The sequence below is a fragment of the Mesorhizobium sp. LNHC221B00 genome, from assembly GCF_000502935.1.
Lineage (GTDB): Bacteria > Pseudomonadota > Alphaproteobacteria > Rhizobiales > Rhizobiaceae > Mesorhizobium > Mesorhizobium opportunistum.
The window spans coordinates 1-22,337 of sequence record NZ_AYWR01000032.1 but is presented as its reverse complement, the minus strand read 5'-3'; the positions used below and the strand labels follow the sequence as shown (position 1 = coordinate 22,337).

Annotated in this window: 25 protein-coding genes; 15 read left to right on the top strand and 10 right to left on the bottom strand. The window is 61.4% G+C overall.

Features of this window, described 5'->3' with window-relative positions:
* Position 1 precedes the first annotated feature (1 nt).
* Entirely contained in the window at positions 2–697 is a 696-nt protein-coding gene (locus X741_RS139765) for a fumarylacetoacetate hydrolase family protein (RefSeq protein WP_023780356.1), read from the bottom strand.
* A gap of 206 nt (positions 698–903) precedes the next feature.
* On the opposite strand from X741_RS139765, the gene X741_RS139770 reads away from it, so the two are divergent.
* Positions 904–1,587, top strand: a complete 684-nt coding sequence (locus X741_RS139770; RefSeq protein WP_013895059.1) for a response regulator transcription factor — start codon at positions 904–906, stop codon at positions 1,585–1,587.
* Between the two features lie 116 nt (positions 1,588–1,703).
* Here the strand turns inward: X741_RS139770 and X741_RS139775 are convergent, their stop codons facing one another.
* Positions 1,704–3,044, bottom strand: coding sequence for a hybrid sensor histidine kinase/response regulator (locus X741_RS139775; protein ID WP_023780355.1), 1,341 nt, complete (start codon positions 3,042–3,044; stop codon positions 1,704–1,706).
* 14 nt (positions 3,045–3,058) lie between these two features.
* Positions 3,059–4,165: an FIST signal transduction protein gene (locus tag X741_RS139780; protein ID WP_031250595.1), complete on the bottom strand. Its 1,107-nt coding sequence runs from the start codon at positions 4,163–4,165 to the stop codon at positions 3,059–3,061.
* 343 nt (positions 4,166–4,508) lie between these two features.
* Between X741_RS139780 and X741_RS139785 the strand changes: the two genes are divergently transcribed.
* The 4 genes from X741_RS139785 to X741_RS139800 all read left to right on the top strand — a co-directional run bounded on the left by X741_RS139785 (position 4,509) and on the right by X741_RS139800 (position 9,684).
* Positions 4,509–5,009, top strand: a complete 501-nt coding sequence (locus X741_RS139785; RefSeq protein ID WP_023763466.1) for a (2Fe-2S)-binding protein — start codon at positions 4,509–4,511, stop codon at positions 5,007–5,009.
* Positions 5,010–5,122: 113 nt separating this feature from the next.
* A complete protein-coding gene (locus tag X741_RS139790; RefSeq protein WP_023780353.1) occupies positions 5,123–7,474 on the top strand; it encodes a xanthine dehydrogenase family protein molybdopterin-binding subunit in 2,352 nt (783 codons plus the stop codon).
* A gap of 115 nt (positions 7,475–7,589) precedes the next feature.
* The gene (locus tag X741_RS139795; protein ID WP_023780352.1) at positions 7,590–8,387 is read left to right on the top strand and encodes a xanthine dehydrogenase family protein subunit M; all 798 of its coding nucleotides are present in this window, start codon (positions 7,590–7,592) and stop codon (positions 8,385–8,387) included.
* A 274-nt stretch (positions 8,388–8,661) separates the two neighbouring features.
* Positions 8,662–9,684, top strand: coding sequence for an acyltransferase (locus X741_RS139800; protein WP_023780351.1), 1,023 nt, complete (start codon positions 8,662–8,664; stop codon positions 9,682–9,684).
* 135 nt (positions 9,685–9,819) lie between these two features.
* Here X741_RS139800 and X741_RS139805 read toward each other — a convergent pair whose 3' ends face one another.
* Positions 9,820–10,308 (bottom strand): GNAT family N-acetyltransferase, encoded by a 489-nt coding sequence (locus X741_RS139805; RefSeq protein ID WP_023780350.1) that lies wholly within the window; start codon positions 10,306–10,308, stop codon positions 9,820–9,822.
* A complete protein-coding gene (locus X741_RS139810; RefSeq protein ID WP_023780349.1) occupies positions 10,305–11,063 on the bottom strand; it encodes a copper homeostasis protein CutC in 759 nt (252 codons plus the stop codon). Before X741_RS139810 ends, X741_RS139805 begins: the two co-directional genes overlap by 4 nt.
* A 202-nt stretch (positions 11,064–11,265) precedes the next feature.
* Between X741_RS139810 and X741_RS139815 the strand changes: the two genes are divergently transcribed.
* Together X741_RS139815 and X741_RS139820 are read left to right on the top strand one after the other, a co-directional pair.
* Positions 11,266–11,694, top strand: coding sequence for an SRPBCC domain-containing protein (locus X741_RS139815; RefSeq protein ID WP_023780348.1), 429 nt, complete (start codon positions 11,266–11,268; stop codon positions 11,692–11,694).
* A 126-nt stretch (positions 11,695–11,820) separates the two neighbouring features.
* Positions 11,821–12,276 carry a carboxymuconolactone decarboxylase family protein gene (locus X741_RS139820; protein ID WP_013895073.1) on the top strand — a complete coding sequence of 152 codons (456 nt, stop codon included), beginning with the start codon at positions 11,821–11,823 and terminating at the stop codon, positions 12,274–12,276.
* 99 nt (positions 12,277–12,375) lie between these two features.
* Here X741_RS139820 and X741_RS139825 read toward each other — a convergent pair whose 3' ends face one another.
* Positions 12,376–12,807, bottom strand: a complete 432-nt coding sequence (locus X741_RS139825; RefSeq protein WP_023780347.1) for a cupin domain-containing protein — start codon at positions 12,805–12,807, stop codon at positions 12,376–12,378.
* A gap of 186 nt (positions 12,808–12,993) precedes the next feature.
* On the bottom strand, positions 12,994–13,371 hold the full coding sequence (locus X741_RS139830) for a helix-turn-helix domain-containing protein (RefSeq protein WP_023780346.1): 378 nt from the start codon (positions 13,369–13,371) through the stop codon (positions 12,994–12,996).
* Positions 13,372–13,530: 159 nt separating this feature from the next.
* Between X741_RS139830 and X741_RS139835 the strand changes: the two genes are divergently transcribed.
* From X741_RS139835 to X741_RS139860, 6 genes are all read left to right on the top strand, one after another.
* A complete protein-coding gene (locus X741_RS139835) occupies positions 13,531–14,265 on the top strand; it encodes an SDR family oxidoreductase (protein WP_023780345.1) in 735 nt (244 codons plus the stop codon).
* A 240-nt stretch (positions 14,266–14,505) separates the two neighbouring features.
* Positions 14,506–14,994 carry an Hsp20 family protein gene (locus X741_RS139840; protein WP_023780344.1) on the top strand — a complete coding sequence of 163 codons (489 nt, stop codon included), beginning with the start codon at positions 14,506–14,508 and terminating at the stop codon, positions 14,992–14,994.
* 66 nt (positions 14,995–15,060) lie between these two features.
* Entirely contained in the window at positions 15,061–15,513 is a 453-nt protein-coding gene (locus tag X741_RS139845; RefSeq protein WP_023780343.1) for a hypothetical protein, read from the top strand.
* A gap of 46 nt (positions 15,514–15,559) precedes the next feature.
* Complete coding sequence (locus X741_RS139850) at positions 15,560–15,859, top strand: DUF982 domain-containing protein (protein ID WP_023780342.1); 300 nt, start codon at positions 15,560–15,562, stop codon at positions 15,857–15,859.
* 447 nt (positions 15,860–16,306) lie between these two features.
* Positions 16,307–17,167 carry an ATP-dependent DNA ligase gene (locus X741_RS139855; RefSeq protein WP_023780341.1) on the top strand — a complete coding sequence of 287 codons (861 nt, stop codon included), beginning with the start codon at positions 16,307–16,309 and terminating at the stop codon, positions 17,165–17,167.
* Between the two features lie 324 nt (positions 17,168–17,491).
* Entirely contained in the window at positions 17,492–17,767 is a 276-nt protein-coding gene (locus X741_RS139860; protein ID WP_023780340.1) for a hypothetical protein, read from the top strand.
* Here X741_RS139860 and X741_RS139865 read toward each other — a convergent pair.
* Together X741_RS139865 and X741_RS139870 are read right to left on the bottom strand one after the other, a co-directional pair.
* Positions 17,753–18,637, bottom strand: a complete 885-nt coding sequence (locus X741_RS139865) for a hypothetical protein (RefSeq protein ID WP_156937955.1) — start codon at positions 18,635–18,637, stop codon at positions 17,753–17,755. The genes X741_RS139860 and X741_RS139865 overlap by 15 nt on opposite strands.
* Positions 18,638–18,875: 238 nt before the next feature.
* Positions 18,876–19,832 carry an IS1595 family transposase gene (locus X741_RS139870; protein ID WP_023780338.1) on the bottom strand — a complete coding sequence of 319 codons (957 nt, stop codon included), beginning with the start codon at positions 19,830–19,832 and terminating at the stop codon, positions 18,876–18,878.
* 674 nt (positions 19,833–20,506) lie between these two features.
* Here X741_RS139870 and X741_RS1000000170090 point away from each other — a divergent pair.
* Both X741_RS1000000170090 and X741_RS1000000170085 read left to right on the top strand, forming a co-directional pair.
* On the top strand, positions 20,507–20,773 hold the full coding sequence (locus X741_RS1000000170090; RefSeq protein ID WP_156937954.1) for a hypothetical protein: 267 nt from the start codon (positions 20,507–20,509) through the stop codon (positions 20,771–20,773).
* A gap of 313 nt (positions 20,774–21,086) precedes the next feature.
* The gene (locus X741_RS1000000170085; RefSeq protein WP_140780136.1) at positions 21,087–21,398 is read left to right on the top strand and encodes a hypothetical protein; all 312 of its coding nucleotides are present in this window, start codon (positions 21,087–21,089) and stop codon (positions 21,396–21,398) included.
* A 25-nt stretch (positions 21,399–21,423) separates the two neighbouring features.
* Here X741_RS1000000170085 and X741_RS01000000167230 read toward each other — a convergent pair whose 3' ends face one another.
* Entirely contained in the window at positions 21,424–22,149 is a 726-nt protein-coding gene (locus tag X741_RS01000000167230) for a hypothetical protein (RefSeq protein ID WP_023780337.1), read from the bottom strand.
* Positions 22,150–22,337: the final 188 nt, after the last annotated feature.

Below are 22,337 nucleotides of genomic sequence, written 5' to 3'. Positions count from 1 at the left end.
CTTACTTCGGCTGGCCAATGGTCACTTCGATCGTGCCGATGCCGTCGACGCCGCCGGTCATCGTCTCGCCTGGCTTGATCGCGCCGACGCCGGCGGGCGTGCCGGTGAAGATCAGGTCCCCGGCTTCGAGCTCCATCGCCTCGCTGCAGATCGAGACGACGTCGGCGATCGGCCAGATCAGCTCGGCGAGGTCGGCATCCTGCCTGACCTTGCCGTCGACCGCGAGCCAGATGCGGCCCTTTTGCGGGTGGCCGGATTTCTGCGCCGGGACGAGCGGGCCGCACGGCGCCGAGCGGTCGAATGCCTTCGACCAGTCCCAGGGACGCGCCGCCTTCTTGGCCTCGTCCTGCAAATCGCGGCGGGTGAGGTCGATGCCGACACCATAACCCCAGACATGATCCAGCGCCCGCTCACGCGGGATGCGGAAGCCCGGTCTGCCGATCGCGGCGACCAGCTCGATCTCATGGTGCAGGTTGGCGGTGAGCGGCGGGTAGGGAATGGTCATACCGGAATCGACCACTGCGTCGGCCGGCTTGGTGAAGAAGAAGGGCGGATCGCGCTCATCATTACCGAATTCGCGCGCGTGCGCCGCGTAGTTGCGGCCGACGCAGAAGATGCGGCGCACGGCGAACCGCTCGGTCGACCCGCTGACGGCGACAGAAGGCGTTGGCGGGACGGGGAGAACGAAAGCGGTCATGGCGGTCTCTGTCTTGGACGTCGGATGCCGGGTACCTTCGGCCGAATTCAGGGGCCGGGCAAGGCGTCGCATTTCACAGGGCCCGCGCGTCGCGGTGCCTGGATGCGAATCCGGCTATCAACGGTAGACTATTTGGCAATAATCCGGTCATGCTCGTGGGATTAGCTTGTGCTGGAAACTGAATACGGGGCTTCGGAACGAATGTCATGACCGCAGTCAATGATCGCGCCCGGTTCCTCATCATCGATGACCATCCGCTGTTTCGCGAGGCGCTGCACAGCGCCGTCCAGATGGCCTATCCGGAAGTCGATACGGTCGAGGCGCGCTCGATCACCGAGGCGCTCGATCTCCTGGCCGACGCCAAGCCTTTCGACCTGGCGCTTCTCGATCTCTCAATGCCCGACGTGCATGGCTTCGACGGCCTGCTGCAGCTCAGGACCCGTTATCCACGCCTGCCGGTGGTGATCGTGTCGGGATATGAGGAGCCGAGGATCATCTCCGAGGCCTTGTCCTATGGTGCGGCAGGCTTCATTCCGAAATCGGCGCGCAAGAGCGACCTGGCGGCCGCCATCCGCTCGGTGATGGATGGCGCCATCTACGTCCCGCAAACCTATGAGGGCCAGCCGGCGGACGCCGACAGCAGCGACCGCGCCGACATGGTCCAGCGCCTGTCCAAGCTGACGCCGCAGCAATTGCGGGTGCTGCAGATGCTGCGCCAGGGCTTGCTCAACAAGCAGATCGCCTACGAACTGCAGGTCGGCGAGACCACGGTCAAGGCGCATGTCTCCGAGATCCTGCGCAAGCTCAATGTCTACAGCCGCACGCAAGCGGTGATCGAGGTTTCGAAGCTGGACAATGCGGAGCTGTTTCGGGATCAAGCAGGGTTTTGATCTTTTACCCTCCCTTGTGGGCAGGGTCGATCCGCGAAGCGGAGCGGGATGGGGGAGCTTGGCGCCGCACCCCACCCCGGCGCTCCGCGCCGACCTCCCATCGAGGGGAGGGTAGCCTAAGCCAGCAAATGTGCCAGCAGCGCCCTTAGTTGTGCTGGTTTCAGCGGTTTGCGCATCAGTTCGATGCCGCCCGCGCGGGCGGCCTTGGCAATTTCCTCGGAACTGTCGGCGGTGACGATCAGCGCCGGCACGGCGCGGCCGATATAGTTGCGGACCTCTGATATGGTGGCGGTGCCGAGATCGCCGCCGTCGAGATGCTGGTCGGCGATGACGATGTCGGGCACCCAGTCGGTGTCGCCAAGCATGTCCAGCGCATCGTCGGTCGAGGTCGCGGCCCGCACCAGGCATTGCCAGCGTTCGAGCAGGAAGGTCATCGCCTCCAGCACCTCGATGTCGTTTTCGACCAGCAGCACCTTGGTGCCGAACAGGCCGTAGCCGCGCGGCCGCTCCAGGCTGGCGGCGCTGGCGATGGCGTCGGCGGGGGCGCCGATGCCGACAGGAACATCGATGTGGAAGATCGTGCCGTGGCCTACCTTCGACGAGAACGTCACGGGGTGCCCGAGCGCGCCGGCCATGCGGCGCACGATGGCGAGCCCGAGCCCGAGACCGCCGCCGTCGAGCTCGGCATTGGCAGGCAAGGTGCCGCGATGGAACTCCTCGAACACCGCCTCGCGCTGGTCCTCGGGAATGCCGCAGCCGGTATCGGCGACATCGATGCGGATCGTGTCGCCGCGATGCCTGGTGCCGACAAGGACGCCACCCGAACGGGTATAGCCTAGCGCATTGGAAAGGATGTTCTGCAGGATGCGACGCAGCAATGTGCGGTCGGAGCGGACCACGGCATTGACCGGCCGGAACTTCAGCGACAGCTGCTTGAGTGCCGCCACCGGCTGGAAATCCGAGCGCAGTGACGAGAACAACGCCTCCAGGCTGACGTCGCCGATGTCGGGCTTCACCACGCCGGCATCGAGCTTGGAAATGTCGAGCAGGGTGCGCAGCAGGTCCTCCATCGTTTCGAGCGAGCGCTCGACCTGGCGCACCAGCTTCCTGCCCTCGTCGCTGGTCTGCACTTCAGCCAGCGCCGAGACGGAGAGGTGGGCCGCGTTCAGCGGTTGCAGCACGTCGTGGCTGGCGGCGGCGAGGAACCTCGTCTTGGACAGGTTCGCGAGCTCGGCATTTTCCTTGGCGGCGCTGAGGTCGATGTTGGATTGCTCCAGTCGGCGCAGCGTCGAATGCAGCTCTTCGGTGCGCGTGCGCACGCGATTTTCCAGCGAAATCGCGGTCTGGAACAGCGAGAAGGCGTTGCCTTGCTGGTCCATCGACCGCTCGACGCGGCTGACCAGGGCGGCGTTGATCTTCTTCAGCTTTTCAAGGTCGTTTATGTCCCTGAGCGGCATGTTGTCCGGCCGCCTTATTCTGCCGCCTGGCGGTCGCCGAAAGCGATGCCGGTGAAGGTCTGGTTCAGATGCATCGACCGGTACTGCTCGCCATAGGTGCCGAAGCCGACGACATTGTTGATCCGGTAGAGTTCCGAAATGTCGCGAAAGACCTGCCGGTTGCGCGCATCGAGCCGGCGCAGCACGCAGTCGAAGCCGAGGATGAGGTCGATACCACCCAGCCGCTCCTCGACCTCGCGCAGGGCGGCGCGTGTCGATTCCACCATGTCCTTGGGCTGGGCGATCGACAGCACGACGCCGTCGTCGATGGCGCAGAAGAACGACAGCGAGCCGTCCGCGTGCATTCTCTGGATCGAGCGGCAGTAATATTCGCCGCCCACCTTCACCACCACCGGATGCGAGGCGAAGCTCAACGGCGTCAGGGTCTGCGGGAGGATGCCCACGGAAGCGGCATATTCGTCTGCCGCATTGGTGGCGTTGAACTCGCGCACGATGCGATGATCGGCATCGGACGCCGTCACCACCAGCTTTTCGTCGGTCGGAACGAAATTGTCAGTCTTGAAGACGTGGAAAGGGATTTCCGTGGCGATCAGCACGATGATGGCGCTGTCCGAGGTGACCCTGCCGTTCGAGATCAGGCGTGTCGTCTCGAACTTCAGATCGTCGCCGGCCGAGCCGCCGAGCAGGGGAATGTCGTCAAGGCCCCAGTGGATGGCGGAGCTGACCGCCTCCTCGGCATAGGATAGCCCGTCGATGAAGCAGAGCGCGAAAGTGTTCCTGGTGTGCTCGCCGCCGACCCGGCCACGCAGGTTGCGCCTCAAGGCTTCAACCTCGCCGGTGATCCTGTCCATGCCCGACGAGGACAGATCGTCGACCATGGTGCTGACGGCGGTGAACGCCGCGGAGGGCAGCAGCATGGCGAGCACATGGCCGTCCTCGAGGCCCTGTGGCGTGATCTCGCCGGCGGTCGAGCAGCCGGCATGGTGGAGCCCCGGTGCGTGGGTCAGAAGTGCCTGTGACAGGGCGTCGGCCTCGACGAGGCTCTGGGAGAAGAACAGCAGGGCAAAACCAGCGTCGATGGCGGCGGCCTCGGCCGCCACCGCGCATGCAAATACGTCCATGTCGGGCTCGTCCGTCGTCAGCGCCGACAAGCCGCATGCGTAGCGCGTCCGTGAACTCGTCAGCGGCGTTCTCCCGCATTTCCTCCGACGCTGTTTTTATGCGCTGCTGTTTCTACAAGCTTCCGGCGCGCGGGCGTCGAAGGACATTGTTGCTTCCAACCGGCGTTTTGGCAATGGGGTGAGGGGAATGCATCCTTGGCCCTGGCCATGACCGAAAGTACAATGATCCCGCTTTTCCGTCGCGCTGTTTTTTGTGCATTGTGCGGTGTACGAATGACGCATGGCCGAAGTGCCACAGCGCGTCGGCAGCGTGATGACCAAGGTTGATACCCAGGGAGGGACCATGTCGGACGTTTCGTTGATGGTGAACGGCAAGCGGGTCAGCGGCGCTGCCGAGGATCGAACGCTGCTGGTTCACTTCCTGCGCGAGAATCTCGGCCTGACCGGCACGCATGTCGGCTGCGACACGTCGCAATGCGGCGCCTGCGTCGTCCATGTCGATGGCAAGGCGGTCAAGTCCTGCACCATGCTCGCGGTCCAGGCGTCCGGCTCCAGCGTGGTGACGATCGAAGGTCTCGCCAACGGCGCCGACCTGCATCCCGTGCAGGCGGCGTTCAAGGAACATCACGGCCTGCAATGTGGCTTCTGCACGCCAGGCATGATCATGACGGCCACCGACATGATCAAGCGCCATCCCGAAGGCCTCGATGAGGCGACGGTGCGGGCCGAACTGGAGGGCAATATCTGCCGCTGCACCGGCTACCACAACATCGTCAAGGCGATCCTCGCCGCATCGAAGACGATGTCGAAGGGGACCAAGGGTAAAGCGAAACAAGCTGCGTGAACGAGGCAGTAGGGCAGTAAGGCAGTAGGGCAGTAGGGAACCGGAGCCAATTTTCCCTACTGCCGTACTGCCCTACTCACCTACTCCCCTACAATCTCGGGAGGGAATTTCTGATGGGCATTGAAGGTGTTGGCGCTCGCGTGGCGCGCAAGGAAGACAAGCGCTTCATCACCGGCGCGGGCCGCTATGTCGATGACATGGTGGTTCCCGGCATGAAGCATGCGGCGTTCGTGCGCAGCCCGCACGCGCATGCGCAGATCAAGAAGATCGACGTCAAGAAGGCGCAGGGCATGCCGGGCGTCATCGGCGTGCTAACCGGCAAGGAACTCAAGGCCGACGGCATCGGCAACCTCATCTGCGGCTGGATGATCCATTCCAAGGACGGTTCTCCGATGAAGATGGGCGCATGGTCGCCGCTGGCCGTCGACAAGGTCCGCTATGTCGGCGACGCCGTCGTCATCGTCGTGGCCGAGACCAAGGGCCAGGCGCGTGACGCGGCCGAGGCGGTCGAGATCACCTACAAGGAACTGAAGGCCGTCGTCGACGCCACCAAGGCGCTCGAAAAGGGCGCGCCGCAGGTCCACGCCGAGGCCGAGAACAATTTGATCTTCGACTGGGAGATCGGCGATGCCAAGGCGACCGACGCCGCCATCAAGGCGGCGGCGCATGTCACCCGCATGAAGATCGTCAACAACCGGCTGGTGCCGAACGCCATGGAGCCGCGCGCGGCTCTCGGCCACTACGACAAGGCGGAAGATCACTATACCTGCTGGACGACATCGCAGAACCCGCATGTCGCGCGGCTGGTGATGAGCGCCTTCTACAATGTCGCGCCGGAAAACAAGCTGCGGGTGATCGCGCCCGATGTCGGCGGCGGCTTCGGTTCCAAGATCTACATCTATCCCGAAGAGATCGTCTGCCTGTGGGCGTCGAAGAAGACCGGCGTGCCGGTCAAATGGGTCGCAGACCGCACCGAAAGCTTCCTCACCGACGCGCATGGCCGCGACCATGTCTCGACCGTCGAGATGGCGTTCGACAAGAACAACCGGATCACCGGCTTCAAAGTCGATACGATCGCCAATCTCGGCGCCTACATGTCGCTGTTCTCGTCCTGCGTGCCGACCTATCTCTACGCGACGCTTTTGTCGGGGCAGTACGATATTCCGGCCATCCATGCCAATGTGCGCACCGTCTATACCAACACGGCACCCGTCGATGCTTATCGCGGGGCAGGGCGGCCGGAGGCCACCTATCTCCTGGAACGCACGATGGAAGCAGCAGCGCGCGAACTCGGCGTCTCTCCGGCCGAACTGCGGCGCAAGAACTTCATCACCGTCTTTCCGCACCAGACCCCGGTGATCATGAACTATGACGCCGGCGACTATGGCGCCTCGCTCGATGCGGCCATGAAGACCTCCGACTATGCCGGCTTTGCCAAGCGCAAGTCCGCGGCGGCAAAGCAGGGCAAGCTGCGCGGCATCGGCATGAGCTGCTACATCGAGGCGTGCGGCATCGCGCCGTCGGCGGCGGTCGGCTCGCTCGGCGCCGGCGTCGGCCTTTGGGAATCGGCGGAAGTGCGGGTCAACGCGGTCGGCACGATCGAGGTGCTGACCGGCTCGCACAGCCATGGTCAGGGCCATGAGACGACGTTCGCGCAATTGGTCAACGAGCGTTTCGGCGTGCCGATCGATTCGGTTTCGATCGTCCATGGCGATACCGACAAGGTGCAGATGGGCATGGGCACCTACGGGTCGCGCTCGGGTGCGGTCGGCATGTCGGCGATCGCCAAGGCGCTCGACAAGGTGGAGGCCAAGGCCAAGAAGATCGCCGCGCATCTGCTCGAGGCCGACGAAGGCGACATCGTCATCGAGAACGGGGCGCTGAAGGTCGCCGGCACCGACAAGAACGTGCCGTGGTTCCAGGTGGCGCTTGCCGCCTACACCGCGCACAATCTGCCGGCTGGAATGGAACCCGGGCTGAAGGAAACGGCCTTCTACGATCCGTCGAATTTCACCTTCCCGGCGGGCTGCTACATCTGCGAGGTCGAGATCGACCCGGAAACCGGTACGACCGAGATCGTCCAGTTCGTGGCCGCCGACGATTTCGGCAACATCATCAACCCGATGATCGTCGAGGGCCAGGTGCATGGCGGCATCGCCCAGGGCGTCGGCCAGGCGCTGCTGGAAGGCGCTCACTACGACGCCAGCGGGCAGCTGCTGACGGCGAGCTACATGGACTACACCATGCCGCGCGCGGACGACCTGCCTTCATTCAAGGTCTCGACGTCGAACACCCCATGTCCGGGCAATCCGCTCGGCATCAAGGGCTGCGGCGAGGCCGGCGCCATCGGCTCGCCGCCGGCGGTGATCAACGCCATCACCGATGCCATCGGCATCCCCGACATTGCCATGCCGGCTTCGCCGTCCACCGTGTGGGCAGCGATCCGTGCCGCGACGAAGCACTGAAAAGAGTGAGCAGGGAGTAGGGAGTAGCGAATAGGGAAGCGCTTCATCAACAACGGCAGCTGAGCATTCACTACCGACTACCCATTACTGACTAAGCACTCTCAAGGAGGACCCCATGTACGCAGTCAACTACCACCGTGCCGCCTCGGTCACTGAAGCCGCCAAGCTGATCAAGACGGACGACGCCAAGCTGCTCTCGGGCGGCATGACCTTGATCCCGGCCATGAAGACGCGGCTGGCGGCGCCTTCCGATCTCGTCGATCTGTCGCGCATCACGGAGTTGCAAGGTGTCAAAGTGTCGGGCAAGACGATCACCATCGGCGCCGCTACGACGCATTTCGACGTCGCCAATGACGAGAAGCTGAAGAAGGCGTGCCCGGCGCTTGCCCATCTGGCGTCGCTGATCGGCGACCCGGCGGTACGCCACAGGGGCACGATCGGCGGCTCGATCGCCAACAACGATCCGGCGGCCGACTATCCCGCGGCGCTGCTGGCGCTGGGAGCCACCATCGTCACCAACAAGCGCGAGATAGCCGCCGACAAGTTCTTCAAGGGGCTGTTCGAGACCGCATTGAAGGATGGCGAGATCATCACCGCGGTCACCTTCACCGCACCGGCGAAGGCCGCCTATGAAAAATTCCGCAATCCGGCCTCGCGCTACGCGATCGTCGGCGTGTTCGTGGCCAAGGGCAAGGATGGCGTCAGCGTCGCCGTCACCGGCGCCGGCGACGACGGCGTCTTCCGCTCGAAGGAGATCGAGGCGGCGCTGGCGAAGAGCTTCGATGCCGCGTCGCTCAATGGTGTGAAGGTGTCTGCCAAGAACCTGATGACCGACATCCACGCTTCCGCCGACTATCGCGCCAATCTGATCTCGGTGATGGCCAAGCGCGCGGTGGCGGCAGCCAACGCCTGACATCATCGGTTTTGGACAAGGAGAGGGGCCGCCACGGCCCCTCTTTCGTATGCGGCGACTCTTAGCGGTCCAATTCCCCTAGGGAATCGACTCCTGCGCAGTGCCTTTGCTTGAAGCAATGACGGCCAGCTAGTTCTCCTGGTACTGCCCGGGTCGCAATCTCGCACTTGCACAAATTTATCTTGCACTGCAATATGACATGGGGCGGGAATGCGAGCCGGGTTCGGAGCATGCACCGCCGTGCCTTTCGCATGTCCAACGCGAAGGGATCGGCATGTCCGAAGTTTCCGTCACCCATCTGGCTCCGCCGCTATCGGTCGCCGGCAGATCGGCCAGAACCAGGCTGGCCTATCTCGACGGCTGGCGCGGACTGTCGATCGCCCTGGTGCTGATCGGGCATTTCTTTCCGGTTCCCGGAATCAATCTCGGGGTGCTGGGCGTCGAATTTTTCTTCGTGCTCAGCGGCCGGCTGATGGGCGAGATCCTGTTCATCGAACGCTACCCTCTGAAGAAGTTCTTCAAACGCCGCTTCTCGCGCATCTATCCGGCACTTCTGGTGTTCGTTGCCGTTGCCATGGTCGCGCTGTCGGGCACGTTCATCGCCTTCAAATGGAAGGCGGCGCTGACGGCGCTGACATTCACCTACAATTACGCCGGAATTCTCGTCATCCGGGCCGGTGCGCTGGACCATATCTGGTCGCTCTGCGTCGAGGAGCATGCCTATGTGATCCTGGCCCTGATCAGCGCCACCGTTGCCAGGCGCGATCGCGTCATCCCGTTGCTGCTGGCGCTGGCCTTGCTCGCCATGGCGAACGGGGCGGTGTCTTATTGGGTGTTCAGACTGGACTACGAGACCACCTATTGGCGCACCGATGTGCACATCGCCTCGATCCTGCTGTCGGCATCGATCTGCCTGCTCAAGGCCGATGACAGGCTGCCGGCCATGTTGAAGGGACCCTATGTCGCCCTGGCGGCTGCAGCCGGCGCGGTTTTGCTGTTCATGGACCCCGTGCCGACGCCGATCCATTACCTTGTCGCCGTGCCGCTGCTGGCGATTGCCGTCAACGCGCTCGATTTCAGCACCCAATTCTTTTCCGGATTGCTGTCGTCCTGGCCGATGGCGACGTTGGGCCTGTGGTCGTATTCGCTCTATCTGTGGCAGCAGCCATTCTACAAATTCGTCTCCGAACAAGGCAGCGACCCGTGGCTGATGCTGGCCGGGGTTTTTGCCTGCGCGCTCTGCAGCTACTACGTCATCGAGCGGCCGGCGCGCGAATGGCTCAATCGCAACTGGTGAATGCGGCACGCAAAGGTCGTACGATCGCGGCGCGGACGGCACGCCAGCCATCCCTACGGGCAGGACGAATTTTCGCCTTGACCGTTAGCCGATCGTCTCATTTCTCGGCCAGATGGCGCCACCAGCGCCACAGGATTAGGCAACGATCTGCCGCGCGTAATAGCGCACCGCCTTCTTGCCGCCATGGATGACCGCGTCGCCGACTTCGGCGAAGCCGAGCGCGGCGTGGAAGGCGTCCGAGGCGGGGTTGGGCGGGTCGCTGTTGACCTCGCAGGTGACCAGCGTGTGGCCGGCGCGCCGGGCGTGGTCGAACAGATCCTGATACAGCAGGCGCGCGTGGCCGCGCCCCCTCGCATGCGCGGCCACCACGACACGGTCGACATAGACGAAGCGTTCGTAGCGTTCGCGGAACCAGACAAAATTCGGACTGTCGTAGCTGGCGTCCTGGTCGAAGGTCATGATGAAGGCTTCGAGATCGCCGATGCGCCTGGCGTAAAACGCTTCGCCGAGCAGGAAGGACAGCCGCTCTGCTTCGAGCCACGACAGTTCGGCGGCATGCTCGTTGTTGAGGGCGAGGATAGAGGCTTCGTCGCCCTGCGATACGCGGCTGATAGGGGAGGTCATGCCTTGGCCGCCGCGATCGTTGCCGCCACCAGCGGGGTGTCGGTCAAAATATTGCGGTACTCGCGGTCGAGATCGGAGCCGCCCATACCAACCCTTGGGTTGCGGTAGCGCATGGCGCTCGGCACCTCCTTGAGGGCGGCGAAATGCATTTCCGCCAGCCCGGTCTTTGCGCGCACCTCGGCGATGTTGCCGAGATCGAGCCCGCCGCAACCAAGGATGATGATCCGGTCACCTGCCTGTCGCACCAACTCCGCCAGCAACGGCAGGCCTTCGATGGCGGTGTCGCGCTGGCCGCTGGTCAGCACGCGGCCAACCTTGCAGCGTATCAGCGCTTCCAGCGCCTCGCTGGGATCGCGCGTCATGTCGAAGGCGCGGTGACAGGTGACGTTCAGCGGACCCGCCGCCTCGGTCAATTCGCCCATGCGGCGTTCATCGATGGTGCCATCGGCGTTCAGGCACCCATACACCACGCCGGGCACGCCGAGGTCGCGGAGTGCTGCGACATCGGCGAGCATCGAGTGGTATTCGGTCTCGCTGTAGAGAAAATCGCCGCCGCGCGGCCGCACCATGACGTGAAACGGCACGGTGGCCTGATCCAGCGCGGCGCGCACCGTGCCTAGGCTCGGCGTGATGCCGCCTTCGACAAGGCTGGCGCACAGTTCGACCCGGTCGGCGCCGGCCTCCTGCGCGGCGAGCAGGCCATCGATGCCTTCGACACAGATTTCGATCAGCGGTGGGCGAGTTTCAGCGGTCAAGGGATGATCCAGTCCATGATGTCGCGGAAAGCCCTAGCACCCGGGCGGCCGGCGCGAAAGCGTGAACGGCAGGCCGCCATTTGGACCAGGCGGGCATTTCCCGGCTTGACAGTTGTATAACTGCGGAGTTATAGGTTAATTCATAGCTGGCGAGTTATTGATTTCGCCCCAGCAGCGCGAACACGGCAAGGAGGAACAAGGCATGACGCAAACCAAATCGATCGTCGTCGAGCGGCTGATTCCGCATTCGGCGGAGAAGATATGGCGCGCACTGACCGTGCCTGAACTCGTTGCCGAGTGGCTCATGCAGAACGATTTCGCGGCGCAGGAGGGGCATCGCTTCACCTTCCGGGCGGCACCGGTGCCAGGCTGGTCCGGGGTGACGAACTGCGTGGTGCTGAAAGTCGAGGCGCCGCGCCTGCTGGCCTATAGCTGGGGCGACGGAAGCGAATCCGACAGCGGGCTGAAGACCATGGTGACCTGGTCGCTCACGCCCGAAGGTGCGGCGACCCGGGTGCGGATGGAGCATTCGGGGTTCCGGCCCGCCGACGAGCGCGGATATGTCGGTATGGGAAGCGGCTGGCCGCGTATTCTGGAACGGCTGGAGCAGGTGGCCACGAAGCAAGGCTGACGGCCGAACCCTTTCTCGACCAAACCGGTCGGCACGCTGCCGATCGCAACACTTCGCGCCCGGAGGCTCCGCTTCCGGGCTCGGCAAAACACGCCCTACCGAAACACGGTTTCAAAGGAGAAGACCATGCAAGCGAGAATCAAGAACCCGGTGATGCTTATCCCAGGCGCACTGCAGGCGTTGCTGGCGCTGGACAAGTCGACCGAGGCGGCCGACGTGCCCTATGTGACGCGCAAGCTGATCCATCTGCGCGCCAGCCAGATCAATGCCTGCAGCCTATGCGTCGACATGCATGCGCGCGAACTGAAGAAGGCCGGCGAGAAGGACGAGCGCATCTTTGCGCTGGCGGCATGGCGGGAGACGCCATACTTCACCGATGCCGAACGCGCGGCCCTGGCGCTGGCGGAGGCCGGCACAAGGCTCGCCGACCGGGCAGACGCCGTGCCGGACGATGTCTGGGACGAAGCTGCCCGGCACTATGACGAAAAGGCGCTTGCCGCGCTCGTTGTCCAGATCGCCCTGATCAACGCTTTCAACCGGCTGAACGCGACGACACGACAGATGGTCGGCTCCTGGGGCTGAGCGCTGGATCGAGCGCTTGGGGCGGGCCGATTGTCGGCGACCGGGGGAAGGCGGGCGGCGCATCGCGTTCCCGCCTTCGGGGCGCAGGCATCGCCTTGGCTACTGGCGCAATTCCGTATTCTTGGTGCCTTCCTCGACCTGATCGATCACCAGCAGCTTGACCGGGCCATCGCCGATGTTGGTGGCCTGATGCCACTGGCCGATCATTTCGATGATGAAATCGCCCGTCTTGTAGGTGTTGCTGTTGCCGGTCTCGACATTGGTGACCTTCAGCGTCCCGGCCTCGACATAGGCATAGCGGGGGAAGGGGTGCCGGTGGACCGGCAAGGTCGCGCCCGCCGCGATGTCGTAAGTCGATACCAGCACCTGCACGTTCTTCTGCGGCAGCGTGATCGGCTGCCCGGACGCGGTGGTGGTGCGCGAAGCCAGCGGCGTGACCACGACAGGCGTGCCGCTGCTGTCGAGTGCCAGGGCACAATTCGCGTAAAGCGCAGCCGCGAGCAGCAGCACCGATGCCGAGATTCTCCCCATGATTCCTCCCTGAACCGGCACATCTATCGCGCGGCGCACAACCGCGCGCAAGCCGTGAGCGCTTGTTGATTTTCCGGATCGGAGTTCTGGAACCGTAGGCTCGCCGGAGCCGATCAATCGGCCATGATGACATCGAGCCGCGTTGCCGAAGGCGAGCCGAGAAGACGGAAGAGCGAATGACTATTTTCAGTCGCCCCGGAGAGATCCGCGTCCTTTGCCATTCAAGGCCTCGCGCTCGGCGAAGAGGCGGGTGACCTCGGCCATGTTTTCCGTGCCCCAGGAGCATAGCGGTACGAGGGCCTCGGCCAGGCCGCGGCCCAAGGGCGTGAGACTGTAATCCACCCGCGGGGGGATCTCCTTGTAGTCGATCCGCTTCACGAGATCGTCGCCCTCCAGCTCCTTGAGCTGCTGAATCAACATCTTGTCGCTGACGTCGCGGACGGCTCGCCGCAACTCACCGTAGCGGATCGGGCCGTCCTGAGCGAGGAAGTAAAGGATCAGCGGCTTCCACTTGCCGGCAATGAGCCGCAGGGTCGCGTCGAGGCCGCAGGTGAAACCAGGCATCGTCGGCGTGCAATTTTGTGCTGGCGGCGGAGCCTGTGTCCGCGACGAGGCCGGCTCTGAGCGATTTGATGACATTTCTACCCACTTACCAAAAGGTGCATACTTGTCAATAAGTGGGTGGGTGGCCAAGTGAGTGCAACCTCAACAAAGGAGCACATCATGAGCAGACTACAGGGCAAGACGGCAGTGGTGACGGGCGGCGGAAGCGGCATCGGACTCGGAGCCGCCCAGCGGTTCATCGACGAAGGCGCGTTCGTCTACATCTTCGGTCGGCGGCAAGAGGCGCTCGATGCCGCGGTGGCGCAGCTCGGCCCCAATGCAAGGGCGGTGCGCGGTTCGGTAACCCACATGGCCGACCTCGACCGGCTCTATCAGACGGTGAAGGCCGAGCGCGGCGGGGTCGACATCCTGCTCGCCAACGCCGGGACCGGCGCGTTCGCGCCGCTGGGCGAAATCACGCCCGAGCACTATGACAACATCTTCGACCTCAATGTGAAGGGGCTGGTCTTCACGGTGCAGAAAGCCCTGCCGCTCATGGCCGAGGGGGCGTCGATCATCCTGACCGGTTCGAGCACGAGCGTGATGGGGACGCCGGCGTTCAGCATCTACAGCGCGACCAAGGCGGCGGTCCGCAACCTGGCGCGCAGCTGGGCGCTGGACCTGCGCGGAACGGGCATCCGCGTCAATGTGCTCTCACCGGGGCCGACAACGACCGAACTGGCGCTCGAGGTCTTGGGCGAAGAGGGGATGGAAGCGATGGGAGCGACCACCGTGCTCGGGCGGATGGGCGACCCCTCCGAGACAGGCGCCGTGGCTGCGTTCCTGGCGTCCTCGGACAGCAGCTTCATGACCGGCGGCGAGGTTTTCGTCGATGGAGGCCTGGCGCAGGTCTGAGCCCAAGCTAGAGGGCTTCGGATTGGAGAACGAAGCCCTCGCGCTCGGGTGAAAACAGCGCATTCTCCCGCTGGGAATATCGCCTGTATGCGTTCCGAAAAAATTTTAGCAACGACCTCTTGAAGAGAAAAAACGCGATTCCCAGATCGTTTTCCGTCGAGGCTACGGCTCGACAAAATGGCGCCGCGGCGACGCCGCGGCGGCCTCATAACCCCATGTTGCTTCACGGAGGATATGGCTATGAGAAGCTTTGATTATGCCCCCCTTTACCGCACAACGGTCGGTTTCGACCGACTCTTCGACATGCTCGAAAACAGCGTGCGTTCGGACTGGCCTCCTTACAATATCGAGAAGAATGGCGACAATGATTATCGCATCACGATGGCTGTCGCCGGCTTCGGTCTCGACGAAGTGGAGCTTGTGCAGAACGGACCCGAATTGTCCGTGATCGGACAGAGGAAACCTGATCAGGAAAATCGGGAAATCCTCCATCGCGGTCTGGCGATAGGCAACTTCAAGCAGGTGTTCAAACTTGCAGACCACGTCAAGGTCAAGGCAGTCAATCTCCAGAATGGCCTGCTGTCGGTGGACCTGATCCGCGAAGTGCCCGAGGTACTCAAGCCCCGGCGCATCGAGATCAGCTCCGAAGCCAAAGGGCTTCCCCTCAAGAAATCCGACAAGAAGGAAGCCATCAAGCTGAACGCAGAGCCGGAGCGCGAAGTAGCTTGACCCTGCAATCCAGTTTGTCGCCTGCCTCCTGGCTCTGCCGGGAGGCACAGATTGCGGAGAATGGAGATGAGATCCGAAGCTTACGATTATCATGAACCTGAACCGAAAAATCTCGCCGCGGAATACGCTGGGCTGCAGACGCCTGATGACGTGCTGAAAGAGGAGATGACGATCGGCGCAAAACGGGCTTTGCTCGCTTTTTGGGCTTCCGATGTCCATGCGGTTCCGGGCAGGCCTGCCTTACGTCGATTGGACAACGGCGCCATTGTGGAGGTCGGCGATATTCTTCGTGCTCTCAACCAGTTGGACAAAATTGGACGCAAGCCGCCGGTTTCCAGGGTGCAGGAGAGCGGCGGCCGATCCTCAGATCGGCGTCGCGACAAAGCCAGGCGCAGCTGGTTGCGGTATCCCTGGCGAGATGACGACGATGATCCGCCGCCGGTTCCCGCGTATGTCGCGGTCCCGCCCAGACGCGGAGATGGTGGCGTGTTCGCGGAGCCTGAGCATGCAGCCGCGTGACAAGCCGATTCAGCAAACTGGTTCGCTCAACCGAAAGGAGGTCTAGATGGGCGATAGGATGTTCGATCAACCGGTGTTGGTAAGCAATGGCCAGTTCATTCAAGAGCTGGGATGTCTCGAAGACGCTTTCGACTTCTTGCATGATTGGCCACGGGAGCGGCGGGGCCCGATTTTCGAAACCGCCTTCCGGGCCTGCCAGCGTGCTTACGACGGCCAGGTTTCACTGTCGGTCGCGCGTGATGCTGTCGCCGGGTTCGCAAGATCCGTCAAAATCCTGCAAGAGCCGCTTGCTCCGCTCCCCTGGATGGGCGGCATGAATTCCGACCGCGGCGGGATCGCGGCTTGATTTCGACAATGATGGCGGCGCCACGAAGGTGGCGTCGCTGCCGCTATGCTCTCTTCCGGATGTCTGCGCCGCCGTGCAACTTTCCGGGGATCGGCGGGCCGAGGTCCGATAGCTTCGTCATCCCCATCGAACTTTCAGTTCATCTAAAATGTTCCCGGAACTACTTTAGCGCGATACCCATCCCTCCGTTCCGTCAAAGTCTAATGATCAGGAACGCACACTGGAAAGCACGTGCGGTAACGGTTGATTCAACCATCGATGGTAATTTGGTGTGCAGTGGCGGCTCCGACNTGGGGGCGGGCGCTTGAGTGCCGGAGCCGCCTGCGCAGCCCGGTTGGGGTTTGACCGCGCCGTCCTAGAATGGGACAGCGCGGTCAACGATTCGTTAAAATTTTCCGGAACTAATTAAGCGCATCCTAATTGAGTCGCGATTCGCGAGTCAGTTTCATGCGTTGGAAGTTTATCCATCCGATGGAGCCCGAACTGGTCGATACGCCACCGCACGGCGATGACTGGCTCCACGAGATCAAGTTTGATGGCTACCGCACCCAGGTCATCAAGGACGAAGACGGCATCCGGCTGATCACCAAGAACGGCTACGACTGGACGGGCCGCTACATCCAGCTCGCAGGCGAAGCGGCGGCGATCGAGGCGGAAGACTTCATCATCGATGGCGAGGCGATCACCATTAGTGAGGCGGGCCTGTCCGACTTCCACGCGCTTCAGTCAGCCGTCACCAGCCGCAATCCATCGCGCGACGTGTATCTGGTTGCATTCGATCTTTTACACCTGAACGGACACGATCTGCGCGACATGCCGGCAGAGGACCGTCGCGAGATCCTTCAGGAGCTTGTTCCTACCGGCGACCGCATTCAGTTCAGCGAGGCTATGCCAGGCACGGGGGATGCTGTCTATCACCTTGTCGACCAGGCTGGTCTGGAGGGGATGGTGTCGAAGCGCAAGGACAGCCCGTACCGCAGCGGCCCGACGATGAACTGGCAAATGGACATCATTGGCGTGCAGCGGGAAGCCGGCAAGCCGGCGATGGTGCTGATGGCCGACAAGGGTCGGTATGCCGGCGCCGCCTTCGTTACCTTCAAGGCAGACAAGCGGCAGCGCCTTTGGGACCGCGTCCAAGGCAAGATAGGCGGACCGGCGCCTGTAAGGCTCAAGAGCGACAAGGCCGAATGGCTGAAACCTGGTCTAGTCGGCCGGGTGCGGTTCCTGAAGGGCGAGGAGAAGCTGAGCCATGCCAAGCTGCTGGATTTCAGGGATACGCAAAAGACCAGACCGCTCCACCTCACTTGAGGATGAAGTAGGGCGGGACAAGCATTGAAAATGCTGCGACGCCAGTGAGGAAAAGGTCTGTGATCATGAGCCCCCGCTCGGAAATTCATGAACTACTTCCACAGCCAATTTAGCTAAAATGCAAGGAGCGCTCCGCTTTGGCGATCCTTTTGCGCGGATTGGTCCAAATTCACATCCTTGGACTTTTTTCGCGCAACCTCAAGGTAGTGGCAGGCGAGGCTGAAGCAGGAATATAATCCTAATTATATACGTGACATAGCGACTTTCCGCTGCTAATGATTCGAAGGACAGGCCGGCATGTAATGGAACTTAGGAAGATTTCCCGTGGCCAACGACAAAGCAGGACGTGCGAGGAAAATCTTAGCCGCTAGGCTTGCCGATCTGGCTGCGGTGCACGGAAATGATTGGCCCGAGATCGTGAACGGGCTGTTAGATCACAATGCTGGTTTGCTCATTGCGGCTGGTAGTATCGACCCACGTTTCAACGAATTTGCTCGCGAGACAATTTTCAATCTTCGTGGCGTGATCGAAAGCCTCGAAGTATGCGAACAGCGCGCAATGGAGCACTTCGCCGAGATAAGCCCGTCAGAGCGCTACTAGCCTAAGATCGGCACCGACCTCCAGCGGACGTGTGTCCTTTTCATCAAGGTCCAGTGCGGGGTCACAACAATCGCTGGCCAAGAGGTCGGTATCAAACACAGGTACAACAGCGCCACCAAATCCTCCTTGCATGTTCCAAAGTCCGTTCGCCGACACACAAAGTTTTCCGTCTGGTCGCTTCATTACTTTCAGTTTGGCAACAGGTCCGCTGGCAAGCGTAATCTCCGTGCCATGCATAGCGACAAGCGAGAAAAGAACGAGGCCGCGCTCTACGGGTTTTAGCTGCTTTTCCTCGCCATCTCTTAGCAAGTTATTCTTTTTTAGAACGAAGCAAAAATCACGCCATAGGGCAGACTGCGATAGAGCTGTCTTAGGGAAAAACGAATTGAGGGCGCAAGACAGAATTAAATCTTCTTCTTTTGTCATTTTAGTTTGCAAGTTTAGTGTCCCGTTCGCTCCAACGGAAAATTTTTTGAGGGCAGACTCAATGGCAGCCTTGGCGGTCTTTCGTTTCAAGCCCGTCGGCTTGATTTCTGAGGAATCAAGCTGGTTGAAGCGCGCCATCACGATCTCCCGGAAGTCGGGAGGGAGGTCTTTCAGTTCGATTTGCAAGAACGCCGGCTTTTTTCCTTTTTCGTTGGGCCTACTCGTTCGAAGTTCCAGGTAACGGAAAAAGTCTCTTAGATCCTGGGTTACGACACCTTTCGTCTTCGTGTCCGAGTGCGCAACGAAATCGCCAATCTCCCGCACTGAGGAAACGCCATAGCTTCGCTCTCGCAGCCACAGAAGCAGTTTTGTGATATCGTCGTCGCGAAAGCCTTCGGCCAGAAGCCGTTCGACCCTCTTTCGCATCTCGTCGTTTCTGGCCATTGCCAACCTGATAGGACTGAATTGATACGCCATGACACCAACGGGACAAAGCGAACCGCACGATCAACGGCTTGACGAACGACAGATTGAGCAACGGCGCGACGACGCATTACGTCGCGCAATGAAAACCCCTCCGTCCAAGCACGAGACGAAGGGGAAGCCAAAGAAACAGAAGAGTCAATCTTCGGATCGAAAGCGCTGACGCTTCCGCCAGCGCAAGAATGCCTTGGCCTTCTGCCTAGGCGTGACCGGCTTGGTCAGTTTGTAGATAGGTCAGCCGCTTTCCAGACGTGCCACGGATCAAATCGTCTGACCGCTCGCTGTCGGTAACACCGAGTGCGGCGCGACGATTGTAGCGGAAATCGAACTCGGCAAGGTAGCGGTGCAGATGAGCCTCGCCGCAATGCTGATACACGCCAACCATGCCGCGCTTGAAGACTGAGAACACGTTCTCAATCGTGTTGGTGTGGACGATGCGGTCGGCTTCGTAACGAACGTATTCGCCGCCAGTGTGCTTGACCGTAGCGTGGTCCGCGAACTCTTTGCCGGTGATCGGATAGAAGTTGGACTCGTCGGTCATGAGCGTCGATTTACGGTCGGCATTGCGGACCAGAACGTCGCGGACAGACGCCTTGGTAGCGCGCTCGACATGGAAGGAACGGACAGAGCCGCCGCGCTCGACCAGCGCCACGATAGAACGCTTGGACGAGTTGGACGGCTTGCCGCGAATGGTGCGCTTCTTGATCGTGTCTTTCGGCCCGAAATAGGTCTCGTCGGCTTCCACGATCTTGCCTTCGCCACCAAGCGGGCCAGACGATGCAACATCTTCCTTCATGGCTTCGCGGATACGGTGCGCCATGAACCAAGCGGTCTTGTAGGTGACGCCAAGCATGCGGTGAAGCTGATGAGCGCTCATGCCTTTCTTGGATGAGGCATAGAGATGGAAGCCAAGCACCCACTTCGCCAGCGGGATTTTAGAGCGTTCCATGACGGTGCCAACGGTCACGGTGAAATGCTCACGGCAAGCGTTGCACTGAAACAGGCCGGGCCGCGTGGACTTGCCAGCCAGCTTGCGGATCGTCTCACCGTCCGTGTTGCCGCAATGTGGGCAATAGACGCCATCGGCCCAGCGGATCGCTTCAAGATGCTCGCGGGCTGCATCGTTGTCGTGGAACATGGTTGCGGTGAGGTTCATCGGTCTAACTCCTTGGAATCATTTATCGTCCAAGGCGTCAGCTATGTCAAGTATATAATTAGGAATATAATCCTCCCGTTGCGGCGAACCCCTCAACGGAGATCGTCTTGCCTCAGAAGACCCTCGCCGACACCCTGGCCGCCCGCGAAACAGTCTATGTCACCTGTGGGCACCCTATGTGCTGCAGGTCGACCCGCCTCGACATCCAAGTGCCGATTGACCGCTCGGACCGGATCACGGGTCAATGCATCAGGATCTAGCCGGATTGTTCATCTGCTCGGCATGCGAAGCTGCTGGTCGTGATCGCCGGCCGGTGTTCTTCACATCTGTCCCTGACTACGAAAGCCACACGCGAAGCTCAACAGCGACTGGAAGCCGACGTTCAAACGATAAGATGGCCACCGGCAGGGCGGGCTGGCAAGATCTGGCAAGATCGTACGCGTCCACCGAATGTGACATTGGGGCAACCTGATCGCGCGAACGAACATGCGAACGGAACAGTCGCTTGACGCTCGAAGCAGACTGCGAGAGCGTTGTGCTGTCCGGGGGTAAAGCGGCGCACGGCTCGTCGAGAGCTGTTAAAGGCGGGGGCCTTTCTCGACGAGCCTGCCTTCGGACATAGGCGCTCGGTAACGGAGATCGGCGACAAGGTGCGGGTCGAGGAGGCACCCCACATGGACAAGCGGCAAAACAGGATCGTTGAGGCGTATTGTTTCATCGCCGTTCCCGGCATCAATGCTTCTCACGATTGTGCTAGCTCAAATGATCCTTGGCTGAGAGCGCTAGGCGTCATGGCGAAAGGCTGGACGTACCATAAGCCCGTGAAGCCCTATGCCGAAGAGAGCATCGGCCGACGTGAAGTGATAGAAAATGGTCATGTCGTCCGCAGCCTAGCTCCGGTGCCTTCGCCATTCGTGATGTCAACATTGTGCGCAGCGTAGGCCGCGACGATCTTTGCCTTCGTGGTCTCGCTCGCATTTCCGGTCTGTTCGTAGCGATGAACCGTCGTGAATGCGATACCAGCTTTCTCGTCAAGGTCGCGAACTGACCACCTCAGGATAGCGCGGGCGGCTCTGTTTGCTTCAGCGCCCGCTCGGGTCTAGGGCAGGGGCGGCTTCTTGCGAAGTGTATTATATTAGCAATGCACGATATATTAACGGCTTCTGATGCAGCCTTCCGCACGGAGGACGGGTATACGACGTACCAACGCGCGCCTGTAGCGCCGGGGACGCTCGACCAATGCGGAGCAAGCGCATGAGTGTCGGAACAGCTCTCGAACAATTGCTGCGGTTGATTCATCGCCGAGCCATGAAATTAGCGGCGCTGCCAGAGGATGAAAGGGATTTACACTACGATCTCATCCGGCTGTCATGTTGCAAAGCCGCCGAGCACATTGGGCAAAGTCCCGACGAGGCAGCCATCACGGCAAACGATATGGTTGGGTTTGTTCGCGCACTGGTCGGAATCGTTGAGGTGGGCTGTCGATCAGATCAAGGGCGAAGCGACGATCGGCCGCCGCCGATACGACATTTTGGTGGTGGGGAGAATGGCACTACGCGCATCTAGAGATGGCCCGCTGCCTCACGCGGGCTCAGAGTGGAGCGGCGGCTGTCCACATGTCGACGTAGGCCGGAATCTTAAGCACTGCGACTTCGGCCGGCACCACTGTTATCGACGCTGGGGACCTCGCTGCCAGATCCTTGAATGACTGACTCACATTCCAGACCTTGGCATCATCGACGATAATAAGTCGATCATGCAGCAGTCGGGCGCCCGTGGTTCGCGCCTCGATCGGGCGCTTGGCGTCATATTGGGCTGACCATCGTCTAACAGCCGGCGCCAGTGTGGCCTTCACAGAGGCGCCGTCGCATAAAAGATCGATCTTCACGCCTTCGGCGCCCATTGGAGCGAAGTCGGTCAGAATCGTCTCATCCAGATAAGGGTCGACGATGAGCAGCCTGGATCGAGCTTCCTTGAGAACCTTGCCGATGGCGGACATGGCGTCCATGGCATTCCCTACCGGCAGAAACGCCCCAGAGGTCGCGGCCGGCGCCGCGAGTTCAGCGCGCGCCAGCGCCCTTTGAAGAATGCCCCAGACGCTTGGACCGTAAATTGCCGGATGGGTTGGATACCACTCAGCCACCTCTGTAATACGACCCATGTCAACCAGATCCCCAACAGCTTCGACCAGCGCGACAGCCTTGCTGATCCAGACCTGCTTTTCCGGACTGTAAGCCTCCATGCGGGCCGGCATCGCCGACAGATGATGTCCTATGCGCACATAAAGTTCGTGTGCGTCGATCGATCGGGAAAGCATGAGATGTAGCCCAGATGGGGTTTTGGCTGAAGGAACCGAAGGGCAGTCTATAAGCTAAGTGCTTGGTGCCCTTCCCGAGAGATGGGTGACAGTTCATTCCGGATAGATGGGTTACACTTTGGGCCCTTTGCAAGGAGAGCAAGGTGCCTTGGAAGGAGTGTAACGTCATGGAAGAGCGGCTGAAGTTC